Annotated in this window: 21 protein-coding genes, 2 tRNA genes and 1 riboswitch; of the genes, 15 read left to right on the top strand and 8 right to left on the bottom strand. The window is 51.3% G+C overall.

Features of this window, described 5'->3' with window-relative positions; genetic code table 11:
• Positions 1–30 precede the first annotated feature (30 nt).
• The 4 genes from X474_RS17690 to X474_RS17705 form a co-directional block, all read right to left on the bottom strand.
• Complete coding sequence (locus X474_RS17690) at positions 31–573, bottom strand: periplasmic heavy metal sensor (RefSeq protein ID WP_044350808.1); 543 nt, start codon at positions 571–573, stop codon at positions 31–33.
• Positions 574–858: 285 nt separating this feature from the next.
• Positions 859–1,743 carry an EamA family transporter RarD gene (gene rarD / locus X474_RS17695; protein WP_044350809.1) on the bottom strand — a complete coding sequence of 295 codons (885 nt, stop codon included), beginning with the start codon at positions 1,741–1,743 and terminating at the stop codon, positions 859–861.
• Positions 1,744–1,978: 235 nt separating this feature from the next.
• The gene (locus X474_RS17700) at positions 1,979–2,572 is read right to left on the bottom strand and encodes a Zn-ribbon domain-containing OB-fold protein (RefSeq protein WP_044350810.1); all 594 of its coding nucleotides are present in this window, start codon (positions 2,570–2,572) and stop codon (positions 1,979–1,981) included.
• Positions 2,573–2,661: 89 nt separating this feature from the next.
• The gene (locus tag X474_RS17705; protein ID WP_052515365.1) at positions 2,662–4,089 is read right to left on the bottom strand and encodes a thiolase C-terminal domain-containing protein; all 1,428 of its coding nucleotides are present in this window, start codon (positions 4,087–4,089) and stop codon (positions 2,662–2,664) included.
• Between the two features lie 707 nt (positions 4,090–4,796).
• Between X474_RS17705 and X474_RS17710 the strand changes: the two genes are divergently transcribed.
• Positions 4,797–5,084, top strand: a complete 288-nt coding sequence (locus tag X474_RS17710) for a hypothetical protein (RefSeq protein ID WP_044350811.1) — start codon at positions 4,797–4,799, stop codon at positions 5,082–5,084.
• 201 nt (positions 5,085–5,285) lie between these two features.
• Complete coding sequence (locus tag X474_RS17715) at positions 5,286–7,253, top strand: ABC-F family ATP-binding cassette domain-containing protein (protein ID WP_044350812.1); 1,968 nt, start codon at positions 5,286–5,288, stop codon at positions 7,251–7,253.
• Between the two features lie 57 nt (positions 7,254–7,310).
• Here the strand turns inward: X474_RS17715 and X474_RS26565 are convergent, their stop codons facing one another.
• Positions 7,311–7,457 (bottom strand): hypothetical protein, encoded by a 147-nt coding sequence (locus tag X474_RS26565; protein ID WP_197282177.1) that lies wholly within the window; start codon positions 7,455–7,457, stop codon positions 7,311–7,313.
• A gap of 120 nt (positions 7,458–7,577) precedes the next feature.
• On the opposite strand from X474_RS26565, the gene X474_RS17720 reads away from it, so the two are divergent.
• From X474_RS17720 to X474_RS17765, 9 genes are all read left to right on the top strand, one after another.
• Positions 7,578–8,693 carry a SpoIIE family protein phosphatase gene (locus X474_RS17720; protein WP_052515366.1) on the top strand — a complete coding sequence of 372 codons (1,116 nt, stop codon included), beginning with the start codon at positions 7,578–7,580 and terminating at the stop codon, positions 8,691–8,693.
• Entirely contained in the window at positions 8,683–9,630 is a 948-nt protein-coding gene (locus tag X474_RS17725; RefSeq protein ID WP_044350813.1) for an ADP-ribosylglycohydrolase family protein, read from the top strand. The genes X474_RS17720 and X474_RS17725 overlap by 11 nt, the downstream gene beginning before the upstream one ends.
• A 54-nt stretch (positions 9,631–9,684) precedes the next feature.
• Positions 9,685–9,760 (top strand) — tRNA-Lys (locus tag X474_RS17730).
• Positions 9,761–10,583: 823 nt separating this feature from the next.
• The gene (locus tag X474_RS17735) at positions 10,584–11,156 is read left to right on the top strand and encodes a hypothetical protein (RefSeq protein ID WP_044350814.1); all 573 of its coding nucleotides are present in this window, start codon (positions 10,584–10,586) and stop codon (positions 11,154–11,156) included.
• A gap of 665 nt (positions 11,157–11,821) precedes the next feature.
• On the top strand, positions 11,822–12,109 hold the full coding sequence (locus X474_RS17745) for a pYEATS domain-containing protein (protein WP_156360824.1): 288 nt from the start codon (positions 11,822–11,824) through the stop codon (positions 12,107–12,109).
• A gap of 183 nt (positions 12,110–12,292) precedes the next feature.
• A riboswitch (cobalamin riboswitch) is annotated at positions 12,293–12,479 on the top strand.
• A 228-nt stretch (positions 12,480–12,707) separates the two neighbouring features.
• Positions 12,708–13,676: a helix-turn-helix domain-containing protein gene (locus X474_RS17750; RefSeq protein WP_156360825.1), complete on the top strand. Its 969-nt coding sequence runs from the start codon at positions 12,708–12,710 to the stop codon at positions 13,674–13,676.
• Positions 13,677–13,864: 188 nt separating this feature from the next.
• Positions 13,865–15,973, top strand: coding sequence for a TonB-dependent receptor (locus X474_RS17755; RefSeq protein WP_044350820.1), 2,109 nt, complete (start codon positions 13,865–13,867; stop codon positions 15,971–15,973).
• Between the two features lie 60 nt (positions 15,974–16,033).
• The gene (locus tag X474_RS17760) at positions 16,034–17,059 is read left to right on the top strand and encodes a class I SAM-dependent methyltransferase (RefSeq protein WP_044350821.1); all 1,026 of its coding nucleotides are present in this window, start codon (positions 16,034–16,036) and stop codon (positions 17,057–17,059) included.
• Between the two features lie 80 nt (positions 17,060–17,139).
• A complete protein-coding gene (locus tag X474_RS17765) occupies positions 17,140–18,372 on the top strand; it encodes an MFS transporter (RefSeq protein WP_082464472.1) in 1,233 nt (410 codons plus the stop codon).
• Positions 18,373–18,452: 80 nt separating this feature from the next.
• On the opposite strand, the gene X474_RS17770 is transcribed toward X474_RS17765, so the two are convergent.
• Both X474_RS17770 and X474_RS17775 read right to left on the bottom strand, forming a co-directional pair.
• Complete coding sequence (locus X474_RS17770) at positions 18,453–20,774, bottom strand: SLC13 family permease (RefSeq protein ID WP_052515368.1); 2,322 nt, start codon at positions 20,772–20,774, stop codon at positions 18,453–18,455.
• A gap of 247 nt (positions 20,775–21,021) precedes the next feature.
• Complete coding sequence (locus X474_RS17775) at positions 21,022–22,521, bottom strand: glutamine amidotransferase-related protein (RefSeq protein ID WP_044350825.1); 1,500 nt, start codon at positions 22,519–22,521, stop codon at positions 21,022–21,024.
• A 216-nt stretch (positions 22,522–22,737) separates the two neighbouring features.
• Here X474_RS17775 and crcB point away from each other — a divergent pair, with 216 nt between their 5' ends.
• From crcB to X474_RS17790, 3 genes are all read left to right on the top strand, one after another.
• Complete coding sequence (gene crcB / locus X474_RS17780; protein ID WP_044351083.1) at positions 22,738–23,094, top strand: fluoride efflux transporter CrcB; 357 nt, start codon at positions 22,738–22,740, stop codon at positions 23,092–23,094.
• A 10-nt stretch (positions 23,095–23,104) separates the two neighbouring features.
• Positions 23,105–23,437: a DUF190 domain-containing protein gene (locus X474_RS17785; protein ID WP_044350826.1), complete on the top strand. Its 333-nt coding sequence runs from the start codon at positions 23,105–23,107 to the stop codon at positions 23,435–23,437.
• 157 nt (positions 23,438–23,594) lie between these two features.
• Positions 23,595–23,670, top strand: a tRNA-Lys gene (locus tag X474_RS17790).
• Between the two features lie 88 nt (positions 23,671–23,758).
• On the opposite strand, the gene X474_RS17795 is transcribed toward X474_RS17790, so the two are convergent.
• Positions 23,759–24,307, bottom strand: a complete 549-nt coding sequence (locus X474_RS17795) for a YMGG-like glycine zipper-containing protein (protein ID WP_052515369.1) — start codon at positions 24,305–24,307, stop codon at positions 23,759–23,761.
• A gap of 442 nt (positions 24,308–24,749) precedes the next feature.
• Here X474_RS17795 and X474_RS17800 point away from each other — a divergent pair, with 442 nt between their 5' ends.
• A complete protein-coding gene (locus X474_RS17800; protein ID WP_044350827.1) occupies positions 24,750–26,342 on the top strand; it encodes an N-acyl-D-amino-acid deacylase family protein in 1,593 nt (530 codons plus the stop codon).
• Positions 26,343–26,661: the final 319 nt, after the last annotated feature.

Here is a 26,661-nt window from a genome sequence, read left to right on the forward strand (position 1 = left end):
GATTCAGTATCCGGCGTATATTTTTCTTGTCTAGCGGAAGCAGGCTCCGCCGCCGGGTCCGTAACCACCGCCCCAGTTATGACCACCGTAGCCATGGCCGCCCCCGCGGTGGTGATAACCTCTGCCCCTGGGGCTGCCGCCGTTAGGGCAAAAACCGCCGGCTACAGGGCCGCCCTTGCCAAAGCGGGGGCCAAAGCCGAGACCCCAGTTGGAGAACTTGGACATATGGTCAACGCGCTTCTCCGCCAGCTTGCCCCTGAGCTGGATCATCTCCTTGGCCATGGCCACCGCCTGCGCCCGATCAAACCCGGGCTGGCTGGTGAGCGCTCGCATCTCGATGCGCTTGTCGGCGAGCTGCTTGCGCAATTCCACGGTGTCCTGCAAAAAGGCGGCATGAGCCTTTTGCCATTCTTCTGCATTCTTTTGGAACTCGGCCCGCTGCTCAGGTGTCATTTGCTGAAATCCGGGGCCCTGACCCTGACCATAACCCATTCCCCTGGGGGCGGCCCAGGCGGCCACGCTGACAAGTCCGATCAAGCCGAACACTACTGCGGTAATCGCGGTTTTTTTCATTTTATATGCTCCTTTAATTTGGGGTTCCGCGTTGTTTGGCTTGCTATAATGCAGAGGGTGTGCCAAATGTTAATTTATTCGAATAAATGTTTTATATCCAAGTACTTGCATCGGGCAGAACTTGCTGGAAAGGTTCAGCATGGAGTAATTGGTGCATAAGTATTACCCACAAAAGACAAGGAACGGGTTTATATTTCACAGGAAAAAAGGCGAGGGTGATAAAAAACGGTTTTTCCGGGAAAATAAAAACGTTTTTTCCGGGAAAAACCGTAGCAGAGTTGTTATTCAGGCCCTGGCTTGTTTAAAGGTATCAAAGGCAAAGATGCCCAGACCGCCCCAGATAAGGGCAAAGGTAACCAGGTGCGGCAGGCCGAAGGGTTCGTCAAATATGGCCACGGCCAGGAAAAAAGTGAAGCTGGGGGCTATGTACTGAAAAAGGCCTATAGTGGCAAAGCGCATGCGCCTGGCGCCTGCGGTGAACCAGATCAGGGGCAAAGAGGTGATGGCCCCTGCCGCTATCAGTAAAAGGGATATGTCCCAGCCCTGGTGATAAAAGGTCATCTCACCCGCGTTATTCAAATAGATCAGATAAATCAGGGCAAGGGGAGAGAGTAGGGCGGTTTCCACAAACAGGCCGGGCATGGATTCAATGGCCACGGTTTTGCGTAAAAGGCCATAGGTGCTGAAGGTGAGCGGCAGGGCCAGGGATATCCAGGGTAATTGGCCGTAATAGATAGTCAGGTTCAGGGTGCCTATGAGGCCCAGAGTGACAGCCAGGATCTGTTTTTTGCTGAGTTTTTCCTTTAAAAAGATCATTCCCATCAAGACATTGCACAGCGGTGTGAAATAATAACCCAAACTGCAATAGAGCACCTTGTCAACAGATATGCCGTAGATGAATATCAACCAGTTTACCGCCACCAGAACAGCGGTGACAAAAAGGGTGCCAAGCACCTTGGGGGAGGATGCGGATTTTTTAAGCTCTCCCCAGTGCTTGCCAAAACAAAGCATTATCGCGATAAAGGGCACGGACCAGAGTATGCGATGCGCCAACACCTCCATGGGCGAGGCGCTTCCCACTGCCTTGAAATATAAGGGGTTTAATCCCCAAAAGAGAAAGGCCGCCAGGGCATAGGCGAAACCTGCTTTTTGATCTTGTGTGTTGTCCAACTAAATCCTCTTTACAAGGCCGGGGTTTTATTGGATTTTTAGCTCAGGTCAGATCCTTGTTATAAAAGCAAAAATGCCCAGCCCCGGCTGGTCTTGAAGACTCGGCCGGTCCCAGGCTAAATGGCAGTATACCACCAAATAGATTGGTTGCATGGAAAAACAAAATCAGGATTTAGGAGGCATGCTCCGGGGCCCTGACGAGGCCCCGGAGCATGGTTTAGCTGGTGATTAAGGCTCAGCCGTAGGTGAATCCTTCGGGAAGATCGCTTTCCGGAACGCCCTCCACCACCCAGGAGAGGTCTTGGATGGTGTAGGTGGGGTTTACGGTGCGGAAGATGGGGACCACCTTGTCGCCTATGGCGGGATTGCCTATCTGCAGATAGCTCATCAGGATTGTGTCCACCCCGTCGAATTCAACATTTATGAATTTAATCGGTTTTTCCAGCGTGTTAAAGGCCCCTGAACGCTCGCAGATCATGAAGGAGTGGATGCGGGCCGTGGTTTTGCAGACGTCTGTCAGGTCGATTACCGTATTTTTAGAGAGGCAATCCGCGCAGTGAATGCGAAACGGCAGATAGATGGTGCCCTTGAATTCGCAGTCCGGGTTGTCGCAGCGCGTGGCGTATATCTTTCCCTTGCCCAGGTTTTCGAAAAATGGGGCTTCTCCGCCATAGGTGTGAATGTGGATGATCTCCCTGGGGTTGGTCACCCCTACCAGCCGCCAGCCTTCATCCGCATTTCTGATGGGCTGGTTGGGGGTTATATGGTGAAAATCTCCCTTGATCTTATATTTGCCGTCCTTTACCTGCACGGTTCCGAATATGCTCATGCTTGATTCTCCCTTTTGCGCCTGGCGCAACTTACCTTTGAAAAAGCGCTGATTGGGCCATTGGTTCCGGCTAAGGAAGCCTTACACCCCTAAACCAAAACGTTATCCGGGTCCATGAGGATAGTGGCCGTAACATGAGAGCCCACCCCGGCGTGGCTTATGGCCAGGGCCCGTTTGGCTCCCTTGACCGTGAGGTCTTTCCAGTCGGCCGGTTTTTCCCGGTTGAATTCCTTCCACCTGGCTTCATCGCCGTGCAGCTCCGCCCAGCGGTCCCAGATATGCAGGGCGCATTCAAAGGTCTGCATGATGCCCGTGGCCCCAACCGCGTGCATGCAGCCGATCAACCCGCCGGAGATGTTTGAGGGCAGTTTGCCCGGCTCCCCGGTTTTGGGATTTTTAAAGTAGCAGTCGCCGCTCTCCACATACTCCCTGCCCTGGCCATAGGGCCTGAAGCCCACATCCTCATAGGACTGGATATCGCTGATGGTGAAGGCGTCGTGCAGCTCGGCCACATCAAAGTCTTCCAGGGGGTCACGTATCCCGGCCATGCGGTAGGCATAGTAGCAGGCCATGCGGGTGGCCAGAAAACCGGTGAATCCGGGATAGCGGTCACCGCCGGGGAAGCGTTCACCCAGATCGGCATACATACCGGGGGTTTCATGGGGGAGAAGCGGAATCTCCATGTGCCTTCTGTCCGCCACCCTTAAGGTGTGGGAGCCGGCCGTCACCCAGATGCGCAAGGGTTTGTGGGGCGAGTCCTTGGTCAGCTCCATGGCCGTATCCTCGTCGCAGATAATGGCGCAGGCCGCACCCACGCTCATCACGCAGCAGTCCAGGGCGCGCAGGGGATAGGCCACCACCGGAGAGTTGAGCACGTCATCGATCGTGATCTTCAAGGGGGCATGGGCAAAGGGATTGTGCCTGGCGTATTCATGATGTTTTACCGAGATTTCGGCCATGGTGCGGCGGAAGCTCTCCTCCTCCTTGCCGAAGATCTGCCAATAGCGCTGCGCCATGACCGCGTAATAACCGGTGTAGATGTGCCCCAGGGGCGTTTCCCAGTCTTTGTCGGCCGCGCAGGAGATATAGTTATTGCCTTCGTCTGTGGGCACCTCGTCCATGCGCTCCCAGCCCATGGCCAGCACGCAGTCCGAATAGCCCGAGGCCACTGCCTTGACAGCCTCCCACAGGGTGGAGCCGCCGGTGGCCCCGCCGGTCTTTATGCCTATGTTGCCCAAGGGGTCCATACCCAGCCGGTCGTGGATTACCGCTTCTCCCAAAAGTTGATCGCCAAAGTGATCGGCAAAGTGCCCGTAATAGCAGGAATGGATATAACTTTTCAGTTCAGCCGGAGATTTGCCTATGAGGTTGGCGGCCATGGTAAGGGCGTCTATGCAAAGTTCCTCGGTTCTTTTTTCAGGTATGGCCCGATCAAATTTGGATTGTCCCGCGGTCACCAGATATACCGGACGTAATAATCTGGGGGTTTTCAGTTGGCGATCACTGAATTTGATCATGCGGTAAACTCCTTTCGTAATGAAAACCGACTATCCCTGATTGCTGACAAAGTCCTCCTGAACTTTCCAGCCGCAGACCGGTTGGCTTGACAACAACCCCGCTCTGCGTTGATTACATGTTCCGCCGGACCGCTCTGTTAAAGACGGCCCGGTGTTTCTACATGCGGGCTTTCCACGAGGCAGGCATATGGCCTGCCCTCAAAAGCCCGTTTGCCGGTTCCGCCGGTTTGGCCGGGCCGAACTGCATCGTCTTTTCCGGGTTGTTTGCCTTAAGGCCCCGGAAAATCGGGGGTGGGGGGATTTGCTTAAGTCGGTGAAAAGGTTCCTGTTTTCGCTTGACTGTTCAGGATTCGCAAATAAAGGACAGAGTTGTGCGTGAGCTTCCGCGGGGATGATAGGCCTTGACCAAAGCTGTGCCTTGTTGTTTTCGGGGTGACGCCGAAGCCCTCTGACCTTCTTGCAAAAGGAAGGTTCACTAAAGGCCCCGACGCCGCGCAATCGACAGGAGTGCACACTCCTTCGCGGCATTATGGGGATTGGTTTTTTCATACTATACCTATAATGATAGATAGCATATATCAAAACGCAGCATTAAGGCAAAAGATAAGTTGCTCTGGTAGGATTGGATTTTCCTGAAACAGGCCTGATCCGGGCCGGATGTTTTATCGCCGGTTTTTATGAAACCAATCACGGTAGAGGATGACCCAATGTACGAGAACGACCCGGAAAGGCAAAAAAAACTTCAGTTCGAGGCCTTTCTGCGCAGGCACCACAAGATTGTGGCCGGACTTTTGATAGGGTTTTGCCTGGCCACTTTTATTTTGCCCTGGATATTCGCGTCTTTTGGCACTGCCTTGATTTTTCAGGTATTGGGTGCGATTTTGCTTTACACGGGTGGCCGAACCCTGACCACGGCCTTTGATTCAGACGATTCCAATGCCTTTTGGAAAGCGCCCAAGGTGAAACCCAAGGATGAATCCGAGCCCAAGGCCTGAAACCCAAAGCTCCGGGCGGCAAAAACCATCAAAATGAGGTATATTGATTCCCGCTTTGGCAGGATAGGGCAGGGGAATCATCCCGATGATTTAGGTTTGCCCTGATATTTTTTTAGCCAAGTGGTTTTTTCCTGCCAGTGAAGACAGCCGCTGCAACCGGTTTTTCCAGCTGACTCAAATCTCAAATTCCAAAGAGAAGACATGATAACCCTTCACCAAGTTCAGAAATATTTCGGACGTCAGGATGTATTAAGAGATGCCAGCCTGCATGTGGGGCCGGGGGAGCGCATGGGCCTGGTGGGCCCCAACGGCGCCGGTAAATCCACGATCTTGAAGGTTGTTCTGGGCGAGGTGGACCCTGACGGGGGCGAGGTCTTCAAGGCCAAGGGAATAAAGGTGGGGTATCTGCCCCAGGACCTGGTGCAGTTCTCCGGACAGACCGTTTTGGAACTGGCCATGGACACCGGCGACCGCATTGCCAAGATAGAAGAAGAAATCCATCAGATCCATGCCGACCTGGCCAATGATCCCGACCCCGAGGAGATTGACGAACTCCTGGCCCGCCAGGGTCAGCTTCAGACCATTTTCGAGGGGCTGGGCGGCTATGACCTGGAGGCCAGGGCGCAGAAGGTCCTGGCTGGCCTGGGTTTCAGGCCCGAGCAGTTGAACCGGGATGTGGGTGAACTTTCCGGCGGCTGGCTAATGCGCGCCGCCCTGGCCAGGATTCTGCTCTCCGCCCCGGATGTGATCCTCCTGGACGAACCCACCAACCACCTGGATATGGAGTCCTTGCTCTGGTTGGAAGGGCAGCTGGTCAAAAGCGGCTCTTCCATTGTGTTGGTGAGCCACGACCGGGTTTTCATGGATAAGGTTGTGAACCGCATTGTGGAGGTGGAAGACGGCAAGCTCTACACCTATGGCGGCAATTACACGGAATATGAAGTCAACCGCGAAGCCAGGCGCAAGGCCCAGCAGGCGGCCTATGAACAGCAGCAGGAGCGGATCAAAGAGATCCAGACCTTTATAGATAAAAACCGGGCCAGGGCGGATACGGCCAAACAGGTGCAGGGGCGCATCAAGCAACTGGAAAAGATGGAGCGTTTGAAACCCCCGCCGAGTGAAGAGTGCCTTGCCCTGGAGCTGCCGCCTGTGGAGCGTTCGGCCAAGGTGGTGGTCGAGCTTTTGGATGTGGACCTCTCCTATGGGGAGAAAAAGGTTTATCAGGGGCTTGATTTTCAAGTGCAAAGGGGCGACCGTCTGGCGCTTCTGGGGCGCAACGGGGCTGGTAAATCCACTTTGCTCAAACTGCTGGCCGGGATTATCCCGCCCACCAAGGGCAGACGCCTGGTGGGCGGCAGGGTGAAGATGGGGGTCTTTTCCCAGCATGCCCTGGAAGACTTGAACCCTGAGAACGATGTTTTGAATGAACTTTCAGGCGTGGCCGGTCTGATGCCTCAGTCCAGGCTGCGCTCCGTTTTGGGTGTTTTTCTGTTTAAAGGCGACGAGGTCTTTAAAAAGGTTAAAGTCTTGAGCGGCGGCGAGCGCAGCCGCCTGGTTTTGGCCAAACTATTGTTGCAGTCGCCGAATGTGCTCTTTTTGGATGAACCCACCAACCACCTTGATATCGGCGGGCGTCAGGTCCTGGAACAGGCGCTTAAAAATTATGACGGCACAGTGGTCATAGTCACCCACGACCGCCATATGATAGACTCGGTGGCCAATAAGGTTGTGCATGTGGATGACGGTAATATATCCATATTCCCCGGCAACTACACCGATTTCGCCAGGTTGTGGCGTTCCCGGCTCGAACAGGGGGGGGAAGCCCCCAAAAAAGCGGCGGCAACCGGATCAAAGCCGGATCAGCCCAAGCCCAAGAGCCAGGAGGCGAAAAGGGCGCGGGCAGAGGCCAGAAACGCCCTTTACCGCAAGCTCAAACCCCTTAAGGATAAGCTGGCCAAGGTTGAGGAAGAGGTGGAGCAAGCCACCCAAAGGCTGGATGAGCTTACCAGCCGCATGGTGGAGGTGACGCCTCAGGACGACTGGTCCGGCTGGCAGGAACTCTCCAAGGAGCACAACCAGGTGCAGAGCCGCTTGGAAGAGCTTTCCACCAAATGGGAAGACCTGGCCCTGGCCGTGGAAGAGGCCGAAGAACAAGCCCAGATCGATTAAAGTTAAAGTGGTTCCTCAAAGAATGCCACGGCCCAAGGTTAGCGCCTTGGGCCGTTTTTAATCCATGCCCAGGGCCTTTTCCAGCTCCTTTATCTCTTCTTCGATTTCCTTCTGTAGTTCAGGATCCAGATCTGGGGCCTCTATTTGTTTTTTCAGGGCCAGAAGCCGGTTTTCCAGGCGATAGTCTTTACAGGTGTAATTCATAAAACACTCCATGTATACTTGCCATGAAGATACCGCAACCAAGGGCTTATGGCCAATTGGTTGTTTTGTAATGGATAACTGACAGGAACCCTTATTGTTGCCGCGTCTTAGGAGTTTTGAATGACGCCTTTGCCCAACGGGATAAACGCCGAGACCATTTTGCATCACACCACAGACGGGATCTATGTAACAGATCTTAAATGCCGGATTCTCTATTGGAATAAGGCCGCCGAGCGCATCACCGGCTGGAGTGCCGAAGAGGTGATAGGCGTTCCCTGCCATAATGATGTACTGGTGCATGTGGACCGAAAGGGAAAACCCCTTTGCAAGCCCGGCCTCTGTCCCTTACACAGGGCCATGGCCTCTGATCGGCAATCCAAATCCGCCGTGCTTTTGTTTGCCAAGAAAAAGGACGGTTCCAGGGTGCCGGTGACGGTCTCGGTAGCGCCTTTGCGCAATAAAGACGGCAAGGTCATTGGTGGGGTCGAGGTCTTTCGGGATGAGACCGAAAGGATCAGGAACTTGAGAAGGGCCCGTCAGATCCAGCATCATGTAATGTCCTTTGAAAAACCCAAGGGCAAAATCTGTTTTGAGACCGTATATCACCCGGTCGAGGCCATAGGCGGGGATTATTTTAATATCCGCACCCTTAAAAACGGGAAACACGCCTTTTTAATGGCTGATATCACCGGCCACGGCACAGCGGCCGCGCTTTACACCATGGCCCTGCATGCCATGTGGCAGGAGCGCAGCCCCTTGCATCATCAGCCGGCCCGGCTCTTCACTGTGCTTAATAATGATCTGGAAAATATTTTTCTGGGAGACAGCTTCTGCTCGGCTTTTATGGGTGTGGTTGATCCCTTGACCGGCAGGGTGGTCTATGCCTCTGCCGGCCATCCACCCCCGCTGGTGCGCCACAAAGACGGCAGCCTGGATAAACTCGAGCCTCTGGATATGCTCCTGGGGACAATCAAGAATCAGAAATATCAGCAGGTTGAGTATGAACTGAAGCCCGGTGAACTTTTGTTTTTATTTTCTGACGCAGCCTTTGAGACTGCCGATCCAAAGGGGCTTGCCTTTGGTCATGATCGCCTGGCCGATCTTCTGCGCGAGGCGGATCCTGCCGATTGCCCGGGCTTTTTGGCCAAGTTGGAGGACAACCTGTTAAAACACTCCCAAACCGTGGCCCTGGACGACGACCTTACCCTTATGACTGTGCTGAACAATGGGCAATAATTCAGAGGCGCTTGCTTACCAGAGGCTGGCCGGGGCTGTGTTCGGCAGCTTGTGCGGCGATGCCCTGGGCATGCCGGTGGAGGGTTGGCCCCCGGACCAGATAAAAGAGGTGCACGGACGCCTGGATTCCATGCGCCCCGGACGCCTGCCCAAGGGCTCTTACACAGACGACAGCCAGATGATGCTTTCTGTGCTCGAGACCCTGGTCAAGCACAAAAAGATTGAACCCCAAGATCTGGCCCGGCGCTTTGCCGAAAATTTCGAGCCTGAAAGGGGCTATGGCGGCCGCACTTATGACGCCTTGAACCGGCTTAGAAACGGAGCTGACTGGCGCTCTATATCCTCGGATTCCTGGGCCAACGGCGCGGCCATGCGCGTGGGAGTGGTGGGGGCTTTTTTTGCGGGCCACTTTGATGAGATAAAAAAGGCCGCCCTGGCCCAGTGCCGGGTCACCCACACCCACCCCCTGGCCCAGGCAGGGGCCTGCGCCCAGGCCCTGGCCGTGGGCCTGGCCTGCGATCTGGGCGCAAAAGGGGAAAAGCCCCAAACAGATATAGTAACGGCCTATCTGGCCGAGCAGATAGAAGATATCTCGCCAGAGGCCGCTGATCGCCTCTTGGCCCTGCCAGACACCCAGGGCCTCACAGAAGAAGAGTGCCAAGATGCCCTTTGGGCTGAATATGAAATGAACCTGCGCACCATGGAAGCGGTCTGCCCGGCTTTGGGCGCTTTTTTGTGGGCAGACTCGTTTAAAGATGCAGTCGTCATGGCCGTCTCCCTGGGCGGGGACACAGACACCATAGGCGCCATGGCAGGCGCCATGGCAGGCGCCTACCATGGCCTTGACGCCATCCCCAAGGCCTGGCTCGATGATCTGGAACAAGGCCCCAAGGGTTTTGCCTATTTTGAAAAGCTCTGTAGGGAAGCGCTTATTTAGAAAAAAGGTTGACGCCCGGGTCATTGGCTGATAATAAAACGGCCACAAAACAAAGGGCTGCTAGCTCAACTGGCAGAGCAACGGACTCTTAATCCGTAGGTTCAGTGTTCGATCCACTGGCAGCCCACCAAAGATATTTCAAACGGTTAGGTCAAAATGGCCTAACCGTTTTTTTTATTTTGGGGAATAATTAATCAAATGGGTTGCTCGGAATTGGTGCCAGCGGTTTATTGGTTTAAAAATTGCGCGTGGACTTTTTAATATTCATCTCAAAAAGGTTTTGTAAAAAAAATATGTTTTGAGCTAAAGTAAATTGGAGTTTTGGTTATGCCGCGATCAGAAAGCCGAGCTAACCACACCTTAGGGGATCTCTCGGCCATGATAATAGATATGAATAAGGGTTTTGGAAATGACAGCATTAATTTTTCCAAACAGTCAGTTCAAATTTTAAAAAACTAGTGAATTAATTTAAGTATTGGCACACTTGCTCCAGTTATTTGTTTTAGCCAACCTTAAGGCGTTCGGAAGTGACCCGGCGCATGTTAATTCGGGGATTAAGAAAAGGCTGTTACCTTGGATCAGGTCTAATGAGTGTGGGTGATAACTTATTAATAACTGTATTATTTTAGTAGTCGCCCTTGTTCGTTATTTTGGATATATCGTTGATACCACGATTAAATATTTTATTAAACTTGTGCCCAAGTGAAAGTGATAAAGGCTAGTCGTAAAATTAATTACTAATTCTCGTCGGTTTGAATGGAAAAATTGGCAATAACGGCTTAACAGCTTTAATAGCAATTGACTAAGTTATTATTTAAAATAGTTAAAGCCTTTATTGGTTTGAGGTATAGGGTTTTAAAACATCAAATTGATGTTTTTAAATTATTGAATACTAACACGATATTGTGAGATTTATATAAATATTTATAATCTATTTGCTATGAGGAGTGTAGATGATGAGAGCTGAAAATTGGCACGATCTTTTTTTTGAAGTCATTAATAGTAATGATTGCGATGCAAATACTGCTACAGAAACTACTGAATTTATGCAAAAAGTATTTGGGAGGATGGCCAAAAAAGCGGGTACTAAATTGGCTTGTAGAAACCAGAAAAGAGATGATACCAGCGCAGAATACCTTTCAATTGATGCTACATTTCTTGACTATTGGGATGAACAAATCGAAAAGGAATGGCCTATATATAAACCACTAGCAGTAGTTGAACATGAGAACGAAAACAATATGAGTAAGATCTTGTGGTGCTTGTGGAAATTGTTGAATGTCAAAGCTGGGGTAAAGATTCTCATTATATACAGGAAAAACAGATCTGATGCTGAACAAGTCGTAAGTAGGATAGAAAATTATATCTGTAGAGGGGCAATGCAGCCAGATTTAAATGAAGAATTGCTTGTTATTATTGGCCAAGAAGATTTGGCGTGTGATGGCATATCGTGGGAAAAGTATTTTTTGGTCTTCGAATGGCAAGGTGCCGGATTTAAGGATTATACTCAAAGAACGTGGGCGTGATAATTTGCATGGAAGATTATTATAGTTCGTTTCAGTTATGACAATTGGGTGTTGGAAATATTTTATTTTTTAAAAAGGATTTTAGTAATCCGTATATGCGCATGCACCTTTTGTTAGGAGGATTCTATAATCTTAGCTTGGATGTTCAAATTAACTAAATGTCAAAAAACATGGTTCTGTGGTTGTATAGAATGATTATTAATGGATAAGTAGAGTAAGATGCAAACTCAAAAAATTGATGCGTATAAAATTACTAAGCCTATTCAATTAATGGCTGTCTGGTTTGTAGCTCTTCTCCTTATAGTTTCTGCATTCCTTACAGCGGCTATTAATCTAGCAATCCCTTCATGGCTATCTCCATCCCTAGCAATATCTGCAATTGTATTTGTTCCACTATTTCTCGGTTGTATTTTTTTTATGCAAACAGTCTTCAGAAAAGAATTACAAGATGATCCATATTACTCTGAATACTTAAAAAGACAGGAGATTTTTAAGGGGTTCAACCCAGAAAATAATTTTATTTTCAAGAGGACATTTCTTCTGTAAATATCGCAGGAGAAGCTACCAGTAAAAGAAATTTGGAAAGTATACGTATAGAAACTTATGAAGGCAATAAAGGTTTATTTCTCGTACATACATGGCGGCCGTCTCTGATAGAAGGTCAAGTGGCAGATATTGTCATTTGGCTTCAGCAACATGGAAAAGGTCCATTATCAGATGGGCAAATTGAAAAAGTTGAGTATCAACTTGGGAATAAATTTTTTAAGGAGCCAAAAGTTAAGATAAACGCGGCAGATGCTTTCCGTCTTGAGGTATCTGCATATGGGCCGATGTTGAGTGTGGCTAGAATTTATATTAAAAATGACCCAACTTCTTTAATACTTAAGAGATATATTAATTTCGAAGAACCTCCAAAGAAAGCATTTCACCTGGCGGCTATTTGCAGTGGCTAAACTTTTCTTTCTATCCCCCCAATGGCCCTATGCATTTCTCCAGAAAGTAGTGCCAGACAAACTGAGAACTTTTAGCGTGTTTGAACTATACCCATTAGCGTTATTTTCCGTGGCACAAAATATCCCATTTGCTACCCACCTCCCCCCACCTTGACACCCCTTCCCAACAATGTTAATTAATTACACCACATAACTCAGACGGATGCCTGTCAGGCATCGCAGGGAAGCCGGTTGAAATCCGGCGCGGTCCCGCCGCTGTGATCGGGGACTTAAGGCCGCAATTAAGCCACTACCGCTTTTAATAGGGGTGGGAAGGCGCGGCCGGGGATGATCCGGGAGCCAGAATACCTGTTCGTCAGAGGCCTTTTAGCGTACGTGGAAATACGTAAGAAAGGGCGAAGCTTCGGGGGCAAAGAAGTAGGGTGCGCTCCGAGTTGGCAAATTTTTGCTGTCTCGGGGTTTTTTTATGCCTTGAGCAGATTTTTAAGACTGCGGGTTTGCGGTTCTTGTAAATAAGATAGTGCATATATAGTTAGAAGATGTTAATTTTTTTATTTTTCTAAAATTAGGTGATATTGGCATCAGTGAGGTGAGCGAATTGATTGAGAAAGATCCAATTTTCACCATAAGCGGGCAGGGTGGGCCTTTCCTGTCTCTGGTATTGTTCAGGCGACCCGGCCTGCAAGTGCACCTGTGGAAGCAGGTCCATCCTTATCCAGGCAAACTCTTTTTCGAGATTCATAGACCATATGTGGAGCTGGAACTTCACTTAATGGGTAAGAGCCGGTTTTTAATTGAAAGTCAGGATAAGAACACCTTTCTCACCAATTCATTGCCGGGTTTTTGGTCTTTCAATTCCTTTGAAAAATGTCAGGGGGAAATTGAGCCCCAGCCTTGTGAGAAAGGGATAACCCTGTCTATTGTCCTGGAGCCCAAAGAGCTGATGCGGGGGTCTGCCTATATGGCCGGGCTCCTGCTGCCTGTCCTGCAAAAAGCCAGTCACGCCTCGCCCCAAAATCCCAGCCTGCAGTCCGGTCCCATGAATGAGGCTATGTTCTCCATCGCCGGGCAAATGCTGGATTGCCCGTATACCGGAATCGCGCGCGAGTTGTTCTTGGATGCCAAGGCCGTGGAGCTTATCGCTTTACAGGTATGCCTTTTGACCCAAAAAGAGAGGATTAACCAGGAGTCTAAGTTTGAAAATAAATTCCTGGATGCAGTCCGCAGGGCCAGGGAATTTCTCTTGGCCAACCTCAACCAGCCGCCCAGGCTGGAAGACCTGGCCAGGCGGGTGGGACTCAACCGCAACAGCCTTACCCAAGGCTTTCGCGAACTTTACGGCTTGACTGTATTTGAAATGCTGCGCACCGAAAGGCTCAAAAGGGCAATGGCTTTTCTGAAGTCCAGCGGCATGTCCCTGGCCGAGATTGCCCAGGCTTCCGGGTATTGCGCTCAAAGTCATTTTACCAGCGCTTTCAGGGCCGAATTCGGCATATCACCCGGCCAGTTCCGCAAGCAAAGCCAGGCCAACCAGGGAGCTGAAGAGTTCCTCGATAGATTTAATTAACAAATCTAAACACTTTCGCGATTTCAAGATGCATCTTAACCCATAACCCGCCCTTATTATCCTTGTGCCTTTTATATAAAAATTTGTGCAAGGGATTAAATACAGCCAGCTGATAACAACTTAAACTTTGGGCCTCTTAAAGTTTTTAGAGTGTTTTAAATTTCTGAAATTAAGGGGAACCAGCCAAAATGCAGAGCGCAATAAGGAAAATATTGGTGTTTGGGACTGCGGCAGCGGCCTTGGGGCTTTTTGCTTCCGGCAATGCCCTGGCCAAAATAGAAAAACAGCCGAACTCATCCCGGCTGGGTCAGATGATCGTAACTGCCCAAAAACAGGAAGAAAACATCCGTAAAGTGCCGGTCTCCATGCAGGCATTTAGTGGTGAGGCCTTGGAAAAGCGGGGTGTTTTCAATGTGGATGAGATCACCCGCTATGTGCCCAATGTCTATCTCCAAAGAGACAGCTATGCCAACAACCTGGTGATTCGAGGTGTGACTCCCATGAGCAACACCTTAAGCAGCCCGGCCGGTGTTTATATTGATGATGTGCCCCTGGTCTTTAACTACATGTTCAATTGGGATCTATACGACCTCAAGCGGGTGGAGGTTTTGAGGGGCCCTCAGGGCACGATTTACGGCTGCAATACCGAATCCGGCCTTATCAAGATCGTAACCAAACAGCCGGGCAACGACCTGCAGGGCAAGGTCTTCACCGACCTGGGCCTTTATGACACCTCCCACGGTTCTGTCCCTTCCTACAAGCTGGGGGCCAGTGTCTCAGGCCCCATGGTGGAAGACACCCTTTACCTGGGGTTTGCCGGCCAGGTTGAGAATTCAGACGGCTTTATGAAGAACATCTACAATGACGACGATGAGATCGGCAGGGTGGACCGGTCAAACGCACGGGCGACCCTGCGCTGGACTCCGTCCCAAAAATGGGATATCGCCCTGATCGGCGATGTCTTGAGCACAGATGACGGAGACGGGTTATACCGTTTTACCAAAGGCCCTCTTGAAACAGAACGCAATAAAGTTAACTACGACTACACCAAAAGCAAGAACAAGCAGACCAGCAACGGCCAGAACCTGCGCATCAAATATCAGGGTGAAACATTAGATTTGGTTTCAGTAACCGGCAGACGCAATTGGGAATGCGAAACCGCGGGAGACCTGGATCTTTCTTTTATGCCCTACGGTTTTTCAGAAGCTGACTATGAAAGTTCTTTGATAAACCAGGAGTTCAGAATCTCCTCCGCGGCCCAAGACAAAGACCCCTGGAAATGGCTTTTGGGCCTGTATCTTTTTCAGCAGGACGACGACGTAGTCTTTAGTTTTTCCACCTTTGGCAGCACCAAATCAGAGTTGGACAGCCAGGGCGCGGCGCTTTTTGGCCAGACCACCTACACCTTTTTTGAAAGGTTGCATTTAACAGCAGGCCTACGGTTTGAGCAAATGGATCAATCCGGAGACCAGACAGTCACGGACCTGAGCCAGACAAACAACAGTTGGTCCAAGGATATAGATAACCAGGAGGTCTTGCCCCGTGTGGCGGTGTCTTATGACCTCACCCCCCAAACCATGGCCTATGCCTCCGCGGCCAAGGGCTATCTAAGCGGGGGATACCGCTTTTGGAACAATTCCAGCGTAGAGCAGTTCAGCTATGAGCCGGAATACACCTGGAACTATGAAATGGGCCTCAAGACCAGCCTGTGGCAGGACCGCCTGGCCCTTAACCTGAGTGTTTTCTATATTGACATGCAGGATAAGCAGGTTCTGGAATACAGCCCGGATATCGGCGACAGCGAGCTGCGCAACGCGGCCGAGGCCCATTCCCAGGGATTTGAACTTGAGGCCACGGCGATTTTGCCCAAGGGCTTTGAGGTGTTTGCCGGTTTTGGCTACACAGAGGCCAAGATAGACAATTGGCTGGCCACGGAGATGGACGACATGGGCCGGGTCTATCAATACGACTACAGCGACAAAGACCTGCCGGATGTGCCCAAATACACCTATAACCTGGGCCTGCAATACCGTCACGCCGCCGGTTGGACCGCGCGGGTCGATTTCCTGGGGGTGGGCGAGTTTTATAACGACGCCACCAACCTGGTCCAAACCGACGCCTACAACATAGTGAACCTGCGCCTGGGCTACGTCTCTGAAAAATACGAGGTTATCCTGTGGAGCAAAAACCTGTTTGACGAGGATTACTTCACTAAAAAATACGATTGGGGCGGCTCCATCATGGGTTACGAGGCGGCTCCCAGGATGGTGGGCCTAAGCCTGGCATGGCGATTTTAACCTGCTTGGCCCAATGCCCTGTTGCAATCAAGAGCACTTTCCAGCAAAGGGGTGAAATAGATGTCTTTTCTGCCGGACCTTGATGTGGACTTCAAGGAAATTCACGATGTGATCTATCAAACAATACAGGGTCGCGTATTGATGAGCGCCCTTGAACTTAAAGTCTTTGATTATTTGGAAGAGCCCGCAACCGTCGGGCAGGTGGCAGAGGCGATCAAGGTGCCGGAATTCCGTTGCCGGATATTTTTAGACACCCTGGCGGCCTCTGGCTTTGTGACTAAAAAACAAGACACTTATACCAACACAAGAGCCGGCGCCCTGTATCTGGCTTCTCAGGGCGAGGCCAGCCTCGGCGAGTTATTGCTCGGTTCCTGGAGAATGATGCTGGATCCTTTAAACTCGCTGACTCAAGACCTGAAGCAGGGTTTCGAAGAAGATACGGAACACGAACACATCGGAAGCGAAGAGGTATGGACCAAAATGGCCCATGCCAATGCTCAATATGCCCGGGCGGGTTTGGCCCAGTTGGCAGTGGAACAGATGTCAGCCTTGCCGAGTTTCAACTCAATGCGCAAGATGCTGGATATGGGTGGGGGACCGGGTTTGGTGGCCTTGGCCTTGGCCGAGGCCAATCCAGATCTCAAGGCCGTGGTTCTGGATCAGCCCGCTGTGGTCAAGGTTGCCCAGGAATACATAGATCGCTACGGCTTTTCCGAACGGGTGAGCGTCTTGGGCGCGGACTATGTAAACGATGATATCGGAGAAAGTTACGATCTGGTCTGGGCCAGTGCGACTTTTAATTTCTTCCGTTCTGAATTGCCGGATATTTTCAAGAAAATACATCAGTCTCTGAAACCGGGCGGAGTCTTCGCCTGCTTCCAGGACGGCCTGACCCATCAGGGAACCCAGCCCAAGGAAATGCTTTTTTCCGCCTTTACCGCGCATTTGCGGGACGAAATGACAGCCTTCCACCAGGGGGAGATCGCCCAGACCATGCTCGACGCCGGTTTCAACAAGGTTCGCTCCCGCACCCTGGAAACAGCCGCCGGACCCATGGACCTGGACGTGGCTTTCAAGCTTTCCTGATAATTTGCCCTTCTTTCCTCATACTTAAGGCCCTTCGCCGTCTTGTTGGCGGGGGGCCTTAAGTTAATGTGAGTGGACACATGCCCCAAGCTAAACCGGTCGAGGCTCCAGTCTGGAAAAAGATGGGCCTTTTGTTTGTGTTGTTTGTCCTGCAGAATATCTCACTCGGCTTCACTTGGACCCTTTTACCCCTTTTGATGCGGGAGCAGGGGTTGAGCCTGGGGAGCATAGGTTTAAGCGCCCTGATCTACAGCCCCTGGGCATTCAAGTTCCTTTGGGCCTCGCAGGTGGACCGCCGTTTTAACAGCCGTTTTGGAAAACGCAAAACCTGGATCATCCCCTTGTCCGGATTAAGCATAATTCTTTTGTTTGCTTTGGGTTTTATTGACCCAAAACAATTTTTGCCGCTGGTTTTAGTTGTGGTGTTTCTGTTGAACCTGACCATAGCCACCACGGATATTGCGGTGGACGGCTATGCCACGGACATGCTGAAACCAAGCCAGAGATCCATGGGCAACACGGTCCAGATAGTGAGCTACATAATAGGCCACATGCTGGGCGCGGGCGTGTTTTTGATCGTCTATCAGTGGCTGGGCTGGTTCAACACCTTGTGCATTATGACCGGCCTGCACCTGCTGCTTTTTCTTCCGGTCGTCATTCACAGTGAGATACCTGCCATAGCTATTGAACAGGCTTCGGAAACCGCCGAGGACTTCAAGCCCAGCGCACGCGCCTTTCTAAAGTTGCCCCGCGTTCGCTGGTTTGTGTTGTTTCTGCTTCTTTTAGGCATGTCTCAGCATGCGGGCCAACAGCTGCACTTGACCATGCTGGCGGATCTGGGGCTCAACCCCCGTGATCTGGGGCAATTTCTCCTTTGGGTGGGGTCGCCGCTTTCCATTCTGGGGTCTTTGATCTGGGGGGGTGTGCTGAGTAAATGGGGTCCGTTAAAAGGTTTTATTCTGGTTTGCCTGTTTGGTATCGGCCTGTGCTGGTTTTCTTCTCTTGTGCCTCAGGGCGTCTGCGATCTTTACTGGTCCGCAGCGATCATGCTGGGTTGGTATCAGTTTGTATTTGGGGGCATGATGGTTTTGATCTACAGCATTATCATGCAGCTCAGCGCAGGCCCTCAATCCGCCACCAACTACGCGGTGCTTTGCGGCCTTAATCATTTGTTCTCCGTGGGCATCCTGCCTGTGGCCGGTATGGCGGGCGAGGCCTTGAGCTATTCAGGATTTTTTACCGGGCTGGCCCTTTTCACGGTTTTCACCTTGTTTGCCGGAACCCGGATCATGCGCCGCCACCTGGATTTATAAACAGTCAGTAAAAACAGCCCCGGCCCGGTTCGATTACACATTGCCGGGTCGAGGCTGTTTTTTGGCTGCCGTCAGATGGTCTACATATAAAACAAATAGGCCATGACCACCAGGACCGCAATATAGATAACGCTTAAGATGCCGCCTATCTTCAGGTAGTCCCTGGTTACATATTCTCCCGGCCCCATGTAAAGGGCGTTAACCTGGTGGGTCGGCAGGATAAAGGAGTTGGAAACCCCCAGCCCCACCACAATGGCAGCCACCCTGGGGTCAATGCCAACGTGATTGGCCAGGGATATTCCCAGGGGAACCAAAAGGGTGCATGCCCCCACATTGGAGATTACCAGGGTGAAGGCGCAGCTAAGGCCTGCCAAGACAAATAAAAGCACCAGAGGAGACATGAAAGAGCCCAGTCCTTCCACAATGCCCTTGGCAATCCATTGGGCCGTGCCGGTCTGGTCCACGGCCATGCCCAGGGGGATAAGGCCGCTTAAAAGGAAAACCGTGCGCCAGTCCACGGCATGGTAGGCCTCGTTCACACTTATGACCTTAAGCAGCATCATGCCCACTGCCCCGGCCATGAGGCAGATGGAAAGGGGGATGGGGTTGTAGGGCAGTTTCTGGAACCAAAAGCTTGAGATAAGCATCAGGATAAGTGAGACCACAAAACAAAACAGGGCTGCATTCGCTTTTTCCGGCCGGTGATATTCTTTCTCAAACTGGGTTATGGTGTGCAGCCCGCGAAGCAATTTAAAAAGGTCCTGAAGATGCTTCCAGGTGCCGTGTAATAAAAGGATATCGCCCGCTTTAAGGGGCTTTTCACCCAGGTTTTGATACAGGTTTTTATCCCCTCTATGCAGGGCCAAAAGGGTCACTCCGAATTTATGGCCGAAACTGGAATCTATAATGGTTTTACAGAGCAGGTCCGAGCGCGGTGAAACCACTGCCTCCAAGACCCCTGCCCAGGAATGATTGAAAAGGTTTTCTTTAAAGGCTTGGGGCTCCTCTATCCTCTTCAGCCCATATGTATCTGTGAAATTGCCGATGTTTTTCAGGGTGCCGTAGACACATAGGGAAAACCCGTTTTTAAGGCCGGTTGTGGGATGCGGCGCCAGGGTCAAGGTCCCGTTCTTTTTTTTGATGGCCACCACATTAACCAAGAACTGCTGTTGGATTTCAGAGACAGTCGGCGGAGTATGGTTCCAGACCATATCAGGGGGAACCAGGATTTCGTAAGGCCCGTCCATGGAGGAATAGGAGACCAGGGGACTTTGGTCTGTCTCCTTACCCGTTTGCTTTTCCCCGGGTTGCGCATCCTTGGCCGGTTTGTCCAAAAGACGCATGCCAAGGGTTGATAAAAAAGCTATACCGGCCACCACGATGGCCAGGCCTATGGGGGTGAGTTCCAGAAAACCGAACTTGGCCATGCCCGGAGGCAGGATGTCGTTTAAAAGGATCAAGGGGCTGGTTCCGATCATGGTCAGGGTGCCGCCTAAAATAGCGGCCATGCCGATCGGCATCAGCACCCGGGAAAGATGCACCTTAAGCTTTTGAGTGGCCACAGTGCGGATGGCCGGTAAAAACAAAACCGCGGCTCCGGTGTTTTGCATTACGCTTGAGATGACGGCTATCAGGCTGGAGAAGGTTATCACCATGCGGGATTTTCCCTTGCCCACAAAACCTAAGATAGGCTGAAGCATCTTCTGCACCAAGCCCACCCGGTTCAAGCCGTAGCTGATGATCATCACCCCGATAATGGCCATAACCGCATTGCTGGAAAGCCCCTTGAAGGTGTCCTGGGCGTTTAAAAGGCCCAGTTCGGGCAAAAGCACCATCATGGCGATGGCCACCACATCCACCCGCACCCATTCCATGATAAACAGAAAAACCACCAGCCCCACCACGGCCAGCATCAAAAGCTTGGTGGAGAGGCTGGTGTCCACCATAAAAGGAACCTTGGCTATGCCCGCGTCTTCGATCAGCTCACCCTTTTGGGTGCTCAATTTTCCTGAGACCTCCAGCCAAAAGGCGTGGTCGCCGGTCTTGGTGCGCGGGGCCACCGTGTATTGGATCTTTTTATTGAGTGTTTTGGAGTGGGGCAGGGAACTCGTGCTGAACCTCACCAGGATATGGTGATGGGGAGAATCCGGGTTGTCTTTGTCCAAAAAGGTTATGCCGCTGTCTTGGGGAGTGGATATCCAGACAGTCAAAGGCGCTTTGGTTCTCCAGTCCCAGTTCAGGCCTTCATGCCGGCCACAGTCTGGTGATTGCTCCTTGATTCTGGCGGTGAGTTCCACTGTGCCGGTCTGTCCGGCGATCAGGGTTTTTGTGGGGTGAAGCAGCTTAAGGTCAATATGACGGGGATTTCGTGGGTCCTTGGCCTGTTTTGATGAAGTGACCATGGCATGGGGCCTGGTCGCCTGGCCTGGTTCCCGGGCTGGGCTGGGCTGAGCAATCAGAATAATCCAAGTTAATAAACAGAAAAAACAGGTTAATTTTTTTCGTGTAGGCACTTATTTTCCCAATTCATCAAGGCTTAGTTGTGGCCGTGTTCACGCAGACGGTTGTAAATACTGCGCCAAGAATCTCTATATTTCTGTCGGTTCTGTCTTTATCCGGCAGGCCAGGGCAAGTTTGAACCGGCTAATACTATTCGGTTTTACCCCTTGTCTCCACCCTTTTAATTGCAATTAAAAGAAAATTTTTCAAAACCGCCATGGCCTGGTTGTAAGAAGTTTCTATCTCTGGGTGGAACTGAACTCCGTAAAGCGGTTTCACTTTACTTCTGATGCTTTGAATATAGCTGCTCCTGGCCAGCACCTCATAGTTCTCAGGTAGGGTGTAAACAGCCCAGCCATGAATTTCAGGGGCGGAAAAGGGGCTCTCAATGCCTTGAAAAAGCGGGTTTTGGGTGATTATGTTGATGCGCTTTTCCGCCGGATTTGGGCTGAGGTCGGTGATGTCGGAAAAGCCCATTCCCCTGGCAAAGGTGATCCCATGGGCCATGACAGTAAGCTGATGCCCGCAGCAGATGCCGAGAATCGGTAGGGGGCATTTTCTGATCAGCTCATAGACTCCGTTGTATTCAAACATCGGCAGGTTGGTGTAGTCGGCGTTGTTGCCCGAGAGAATGATGGCCACGGGCTTTTTGGTAAGAGATTCGACCATCTTCAAAGAAATTTTAAAATGGGGGACCACCAGCGTTTCAAGCCCCAGTCCAAGGGAGAGCACCCGCCTTTCCAACTGGGTGAAGGTGTAGCCGTTTTTTTGATCGCCCACAATCAATACATAGTCGCCTTGGGGCGCTTTGTGAACCGGCGGCATCTCCGGGGTGTAGAGGGTCAGGGCGTTGATCTGGGCGCAGTAGCCCTGCCATTTGTCAATCTTGATCCTCCAGTAGCGGGCCTTCTGCGGGCTGAAATCCAGTATATTTCTGTGAGTGTAATTATCTTCACGTTCGGTTCCGGGCGCTGTTTCCCAGGTTTTCCGATCATGACTGTATTGCCAGGAGAACTTAAGCAGACGGCCGTTTTCACCTTGCGGGTTGGAGAGCACCCAGGCTTTTTGTATGACCAGGGGCTTGCCCAGGTCCAGCTCCACCCATTGGGGTGATTTGTCAAAGGGCGCGGATTGCCAAAAGCTGACTTGGCCGGGGTCGTCCAGATCGCAGACGTTTTGGGGGTTGTATCCGCTGGAAGCGGCCAGGCGCTTTGGTTCGGCCCGGCTGAGCCCCATGAAATGGTCGTCGCTGTGAATGTCGACCAGAAAGCGGCTTTCGGCCCAGGGGCCCTGGTTGCTCTTGCCGTCCGTGGCCCGCACCCGCCAGTAATAGGTGGTTTTATCCTGCAACTGATCGCCTGTTTTTATACGGCAGGTGGTGACCCATTTATCTGTCTCAAATAGGTTTTCATAGACCAAAAGGCCGGGGCCCGTAAACTCCGGATTGGGGCTCAGCTCAAGGGTGTAGGCCCTGGGCTTGACCCCGCCTTTGGCATTGTAAAAACTCAAAACAGGCCTTGGGTTGGTGACCACCACATCAAGCCCGGGATTGTTGCCAAGGTCGGGCGGACCCAGTTTTTCATAGCCCCGGGCCGGACTCCAGGCCAGGACCAGGATGATAATGGGTGCCAGGCGTAGAAAAAGTTTCATGTTGCTCCTTTTCGCGTAAGAGATCGTTTTAAGGTCTATCTTTAACCATGCCCCAATTCAACTTGACTTGTCTTCCCCTAATTGGGACAAAACATATAGCTTCTGTTGACAGCCGGTTTACAAGGTTTTTCATGAATCGCATCTGCCGTTGTGGTAAAACCTCGGACAATGATCAAATAGTCCAAGGAGTTTTTGATTTTGCTTAAATATGTTTTAATGGCCGGAGCAGGCGGGCTGGGCGCGCTGGCCCGTTACAGCCTGGGAGGCCTGGTGCATAGATTTGTGACCCAGTCTTTTCCCTGGGGCACAGCTCTTGTGAATATTACCGGTTGCCTTTTGTTTGGTTTTATCTGGTCCTGGGCTGAAAACCGTCTTTTTTTTACGGCAGATCACCGCATGATCGTGCTCACCGGTTTTATGGGCTCTTTCACCACTTTCTCCACGTTTATTTTTGAGAGCCAGATGCTTATCAGAGACAACCAGTGGATGGCCGCTCTTTTGAACCTGTTGGGTCAGAATTTGCTGGGGCTTGTGGCCCTTTTCGCGGGGATCGCCCTGGCCAAAAACCTGTAGGAGGAAAACCATGAGGCTGCCCACCGATGCCCAGCTTTTACGCATATTCATTGGCCAGGATGACAAGTTTCAGGGCAAGCCCCTTTATGAAGCCATTGTGCTCAAGGCCAGGGAGGAAGGCCTGGCCGGAGCCACGGTCTATAGGGGCATGCTGGGGTTTGGGGCCAATTCCATGGTTCACACCTCCAAGATACTGCGCCTTTCCCAGAGCATGCCGGTGGTGGTGGAGATTGTGGATACGCCCGAGAATATAGAGGACTTTCTGCCCATCTTGGATGAGATGATCACAGAAGGTCTGGTCACCCTGGAAAAGGCCCACGTAATCGCTTACCGTCATGCCTGATGCGGTCTTTAGTGAGTGTATTTAGGTAGGTAAAAGGCGTTTATTTTCAGGCGGTTTTAATATGGGCTCAAAAATGCGGATTTTTTATTTCATTTAAATGAAAGTTTTATTGACGAATCCAAATTCGCCTGTTAGAAAAGACGGTCACAAACACCAAGGGCTGCTAGCTCAACTGGCAGAGCAACGGACTCTTAATCCGTAGGTTCAGTGTTCGATCCACTGGCAGCCCACCAGAGTTTAAAAGGTTTTGAAAAACCTTCCAAAGACCCGGTGATAATTCACCGGGTCTTTTTTATTCTTAGCCGCTTTTCCCCTTAAAATCTACATGCGGGTGAATTCAGCGGTGAACTCCTGGGAGCTTATGATCAGACGATCGCCCAAAATGGTGTATTTGGCGTTGATAAGATAACCCGGATTATGGATGATCAGTATGTCTCCCTTGATCCGGTAATGCTCCTTGTCTGTCTTTTGAGCGCCGTTGGCAAAGGTCTCCGTGGTTCGGAGCCAGCCGTCTTTGCCAAACTCGATCACATAGGTTTCATAGGGCGGTTGGGGCATGGGGTCCACCTTTACGGCTTTCCACCTGCTTCCCGCAAGATTGCCCGTTTCCGGCGGCAGGCCCTGGGTGTGCCGTTTTCGAGCCTCTGCCTTGTCCAGTTCATTACCGATGATGTAACCGGCTCCGGTTCCGATCGCCGTGCCGATCAGGGTCCCGGCTGTGTTGCGCCCGATTGCCTGACCCATGATCGCACCCACACCCGCCCCGGCCAGGGCCCCGGTGCCCCCCTTGCTGGCGCAGCCTGCGCTGAAAAGCGAGGCCAGAAGAGCCATAGCCAGGATTACCGCCAAAACCAGTCTGCTGTGCTTCATTTGCTTCCTCCCGGATTGCCTGATTTTTGAACTATCTAAAAATGGGACAATGTCTTGGAAAGGGGCGGCATGAAATAAAACCGTCAAAATACGACTTGGGATAACAACTTCTCCTTAAGTCACCATGGAATCAAAAGGCAATGGGCTAACACAGCGCAGAGACAGGCCAATGGGAAAGTATGCTTGCAAAACTAACGGAGTTTTTACGGAATTTGCCCTCTCACCCATTCTAAGGTTTCACCCGGAAAATTGAAAGAGCTTGCCAACCAAAAAGCCGCTCCGGCCTGCCTGATGTTGGATTGCCAGTGCTTGCCGTTCAATTAGCCTAGAGGCTTTTGTTGGTGGCTTTCAAATAAGCCGTTGGTTTATGCTGGGGGCACTTGACCGGCCCCAGACGGTGGTGTGGTTTCATGGATACTGTTCTGACTGAAGGGAAGACCAAATGTTGGATTATCTGTTCCAAAATGCGCTGATTGTGGACGGCACAGGCAAACCCGGGCAAGTGGGGGACTTAGGCGTTATAAAGGGCCGCATAAGGCTGTTGGGGCTTGAATCCGGCATTGAGGCCGGGCGGGTGTTCAATGCCAAGGGCCTGGTTTTGGCTCCTGGATTTATTGATATCCACGGCCACTCAGACCTGCACCTTTTGGATTATCCGGATTCCCTGATCAAGCTGAGCCAGGGAGTCACCACGGATACAGGCGGTAACTGCGGCTTTTCCGCTGCTCCATTAAGCGGGGACTATGCAATCAAGGCCAGGCAGAACCTCACCGGCATTCTGGGCGAGCCTGAATCCGAAATGAATTTTTCTGATTTTGCCTCTTATGCAGACACCTTGGATGCAAAGGGCCTCACCGGAAACCTGGCTGCCTTTGTGGGGCACGGAACCCTGCGCACCCTGGTGGCGGGGTTGTCTGAAAAACGGCTTTCCCCTGGTGAACTTGCCCAAATGGGAGATCTTTTGGCCCAGTCCCTGGAGCAGGGAGCCATGGGCCTTTCCAGCGGGCTTATCTATCTGCCTGCCTGTTATTCAGATACGGAAGAGTTGATCTCCCTGGCAAGGGTGCTTGCCCAAAAAGGGGGTATTTATGTTTCGCACATCAGGAATGAATCAACCGAGGTTTTGCCGGCCCTTAAAGAGGCAATCCTTATCGGGCAAAAGGCCGGGGCGCCTGTGCAAATCTCCCATTTGAAGATAAGCGGAAAACAAAACTGGGGATTGACCGATAAAGTGGTGGAACTTTTGGAACAGGCCAGGAAACAGGGCCTGGATGTAACTTGTGATGTGTACCCCTATACCGCCTCGGCCACCACCTTGGCCGCTGTGTTGCCTCCCTGGGCGTTGGAAGGTGGAGCCGCCCGCATCATGGAGCGGCTGAAACAAAAGGACCTGCGAGCGCGCATCAGAGACGAGATTATAAAGGGCCTGCCGGGCTGGCATGATATTTTGTTGGATTCTTCAATGGAAAAAGTGCGCATAGCTGGTGTGCAGTCCGCGGACTTGAAGCATCTGGAGGGCGGCAACCTGGCTGATCTGGCGGAAAAAGCGGGTGGGGACCCCTTTGATTTTTTGTTTGACCTTTTGATTCAGGATAACTGTTCGGTTTCCGCGGTTTTTGAAATGATGGATCAAAAGGTGATGGAGAAATTTTTGTCCCTGCCTTTTGCCATGATAGGCTCAGACGGCATTGCCGCAGGCTCAAAGCCCCATCCCAGGCTTTATGGAACCTTCCCCAGGGTTGTTGGCCGCCTGGCTCTGGGAAGAGGCATTTTCTCCTTAAGCGAGGCAGTGCATAAGATGACAGGCATGCCCGCGGCCAGACTGGGCCTGAAAAAAAGGGGCATGTTAAAAGAAGGATTCATCGCGGACCTGGTTTTGTTTGATCCAAAGGAATTTATAGATACAAGCACCTATGACGATCCCTGTCAAACTCCTCCGGGCATGGAACTGGTTATGGTAAACGGCGAGCCGGTCATGGAAAAAGGACTTCCCACCGGTTCGACCCCCGGCCGTTTCCTGCGGCGTTCAGAATAGAGGATAACTACCTCTTAAGAAAAGTAAAACGGTTGTATTAAGCAACCAGACTGGTGTCACCCGTATGTTGCGTGCCTTGCAGGCTGTCCATGGGCAGACTGCAAGGTTTTTTTATTTCTTTTTCGGATTTATAGTTATGCAAGGGCTATGAAACGGTGATTATTTTTTAATTATCGGGCGTTAAAGGATTTTTTTAAAGTTAATTGAAAAATAGAACCGGGTATTCCCGGTGAGGCTTTTTGGGGGTTTAAAGTAAGAGCCCTGGTTAAAGGTTTGAGTGTTGTGGGCGTAATTCTTTACACTATACAATATGGATTGT

This window comes from Dethiosulfatarculus sandiegensis (genome assembly GCF_000931935.2).
In the GTDB taxonomy this organism is placed as follows: domain Bacteria; phylum Desulfobacterota; class Desulfarculia; order Desulfarculales; family Desulfarculaceae; genus Dethiosulfatarculus; species Dethiosulfatarculus sandiegensis.

Excerpts from the sequence above, each read along its gene's own strand:
- X474_RS17690 (WP_044350808.1), bottom strand. The coding sequence starts at position 573 with ATGAAAAAAACCGCGATTACCGCAGTAGTGTTCGGCTTGATCGGACTT.
- X474_RS17700 (WP_044350810.1), bottom strand. The coding sequence starts at position 2,572 with ATGAGCATATTCGGAACCGTGCAGGTAAAGGACGGCAAATATAAGATC.
- X474_RS17705 (WP_052515365.1), bottom strand. The coding sequence starts at position 4,089 with ATGATCAAATTCAGTGATCGCCAACTGAAAACCCCCAGATTATTACGT.
- X474_RS17710 (WP_044350811.1), top strand. The coding sequence starts at position 4,797 with ATGTACGAGAACGACCCGGAAAGGCAAAAAAAACTTCAGTTCGAGGCC.
- X474_RS17715 (WP_044350812.1), top strand. The coding sequence starts at position 5,286 with ATGATAACCCTTCACCAAGTTCAGAAATATTTCGGACGTCAGGATGTA.
- X474_RS26565 (WP_197282177.1), bottom strand. The coding sequence starts at position 7,457 with ATGAATTACACCTGTAAAGACTATCGCCTGGAAAACCGGCTTCTGGCC.
- X474_RS17720 (WP_052515366.1), top strand. The coding sequence starts at position 7,578 with ATGACGCCTTTGCCCAACGGGATAAACGCCGAGACCATTTTGCATCAC.
- X474_RS17725 (WP_044350813.1), top strand. The coding sequence starts at position 8,683 with ATGGGCAATAATTCAGAGGCGCTTGCTTACCAGAGGCTGGCCGGGGCT.
- X474_RS17735 (WP_044350814.1), top strand. The coding sequence starts at position 10,584 with ATGATGAGAGCTGAAAATTGGCACGATCTTTTTTTTGAAGTCATTAAT.
- X474_RS17755 (WP_044350820.1), top strand. The coding sequence starts at position 13,865 with ATGCAGAGCGCAATAAGGAAAATATTGGTGTTTGGGACTGCGGCAGCG.
- X474_RS17760 (WP_044350821.1), top strand. The coding sequence starts at position 16,034 with ATGTCTTTTCTGCCGGACCTTGATGTGGACTTCAAGGAAATTCACGAT.
- X474_RS17765 (WP_082464472.1), top strand. The coding sequence starts at position 17,140 with ATGCCCCAAGCTAAACCGGTCGAGGCTCCAGTCTGGAAAAAGATGGGC.
- X474_RS17770 (WP_052515368.1), bottom strand. The coding sequence starts at position 20,774 with ATGGTCACTTCATCAAAACAGGCCAAGGACCCACGAAATCCCCGTCAT.
- X474_RS17775 (WP_044350825.1), bottom strand. The coding sequence starts at position 22,521 with ATGAAACTTTTTCTACGCCTGGCACCCATTATCATCCTGGTCCTGGCC.
- crcB (WP_044351083.1), top strand. The coding sequence starts at position 22,738 with ATGGCCGGAGCAGGCGGGCTGGGCGCGCTGGCCCGTTACAGCCTGGGA.
- X474_RS17785 (WP_044350826.1), top strand. The coding sequence starts at position 23,105 with ATGAGGCTGCCCACCGATGCCCAGCTTTTACGCATATTCATTGGCCAG.
- X474_RS17795 (WP_052515369.1), bottom strand. The coding sequence starts at position 24,307 with ATGAAGCACAGCAGACTGGTTTTGGCGGTAATCCTGGCTATGGCTCTT.
- X474_RS17800 (WP_044350827.1), top strand. The coding sequence starts at position 24,750 with ATGTTGGATTATCTGTTCCAAAATGCGCTGATTGTGGACGGCACAGGC.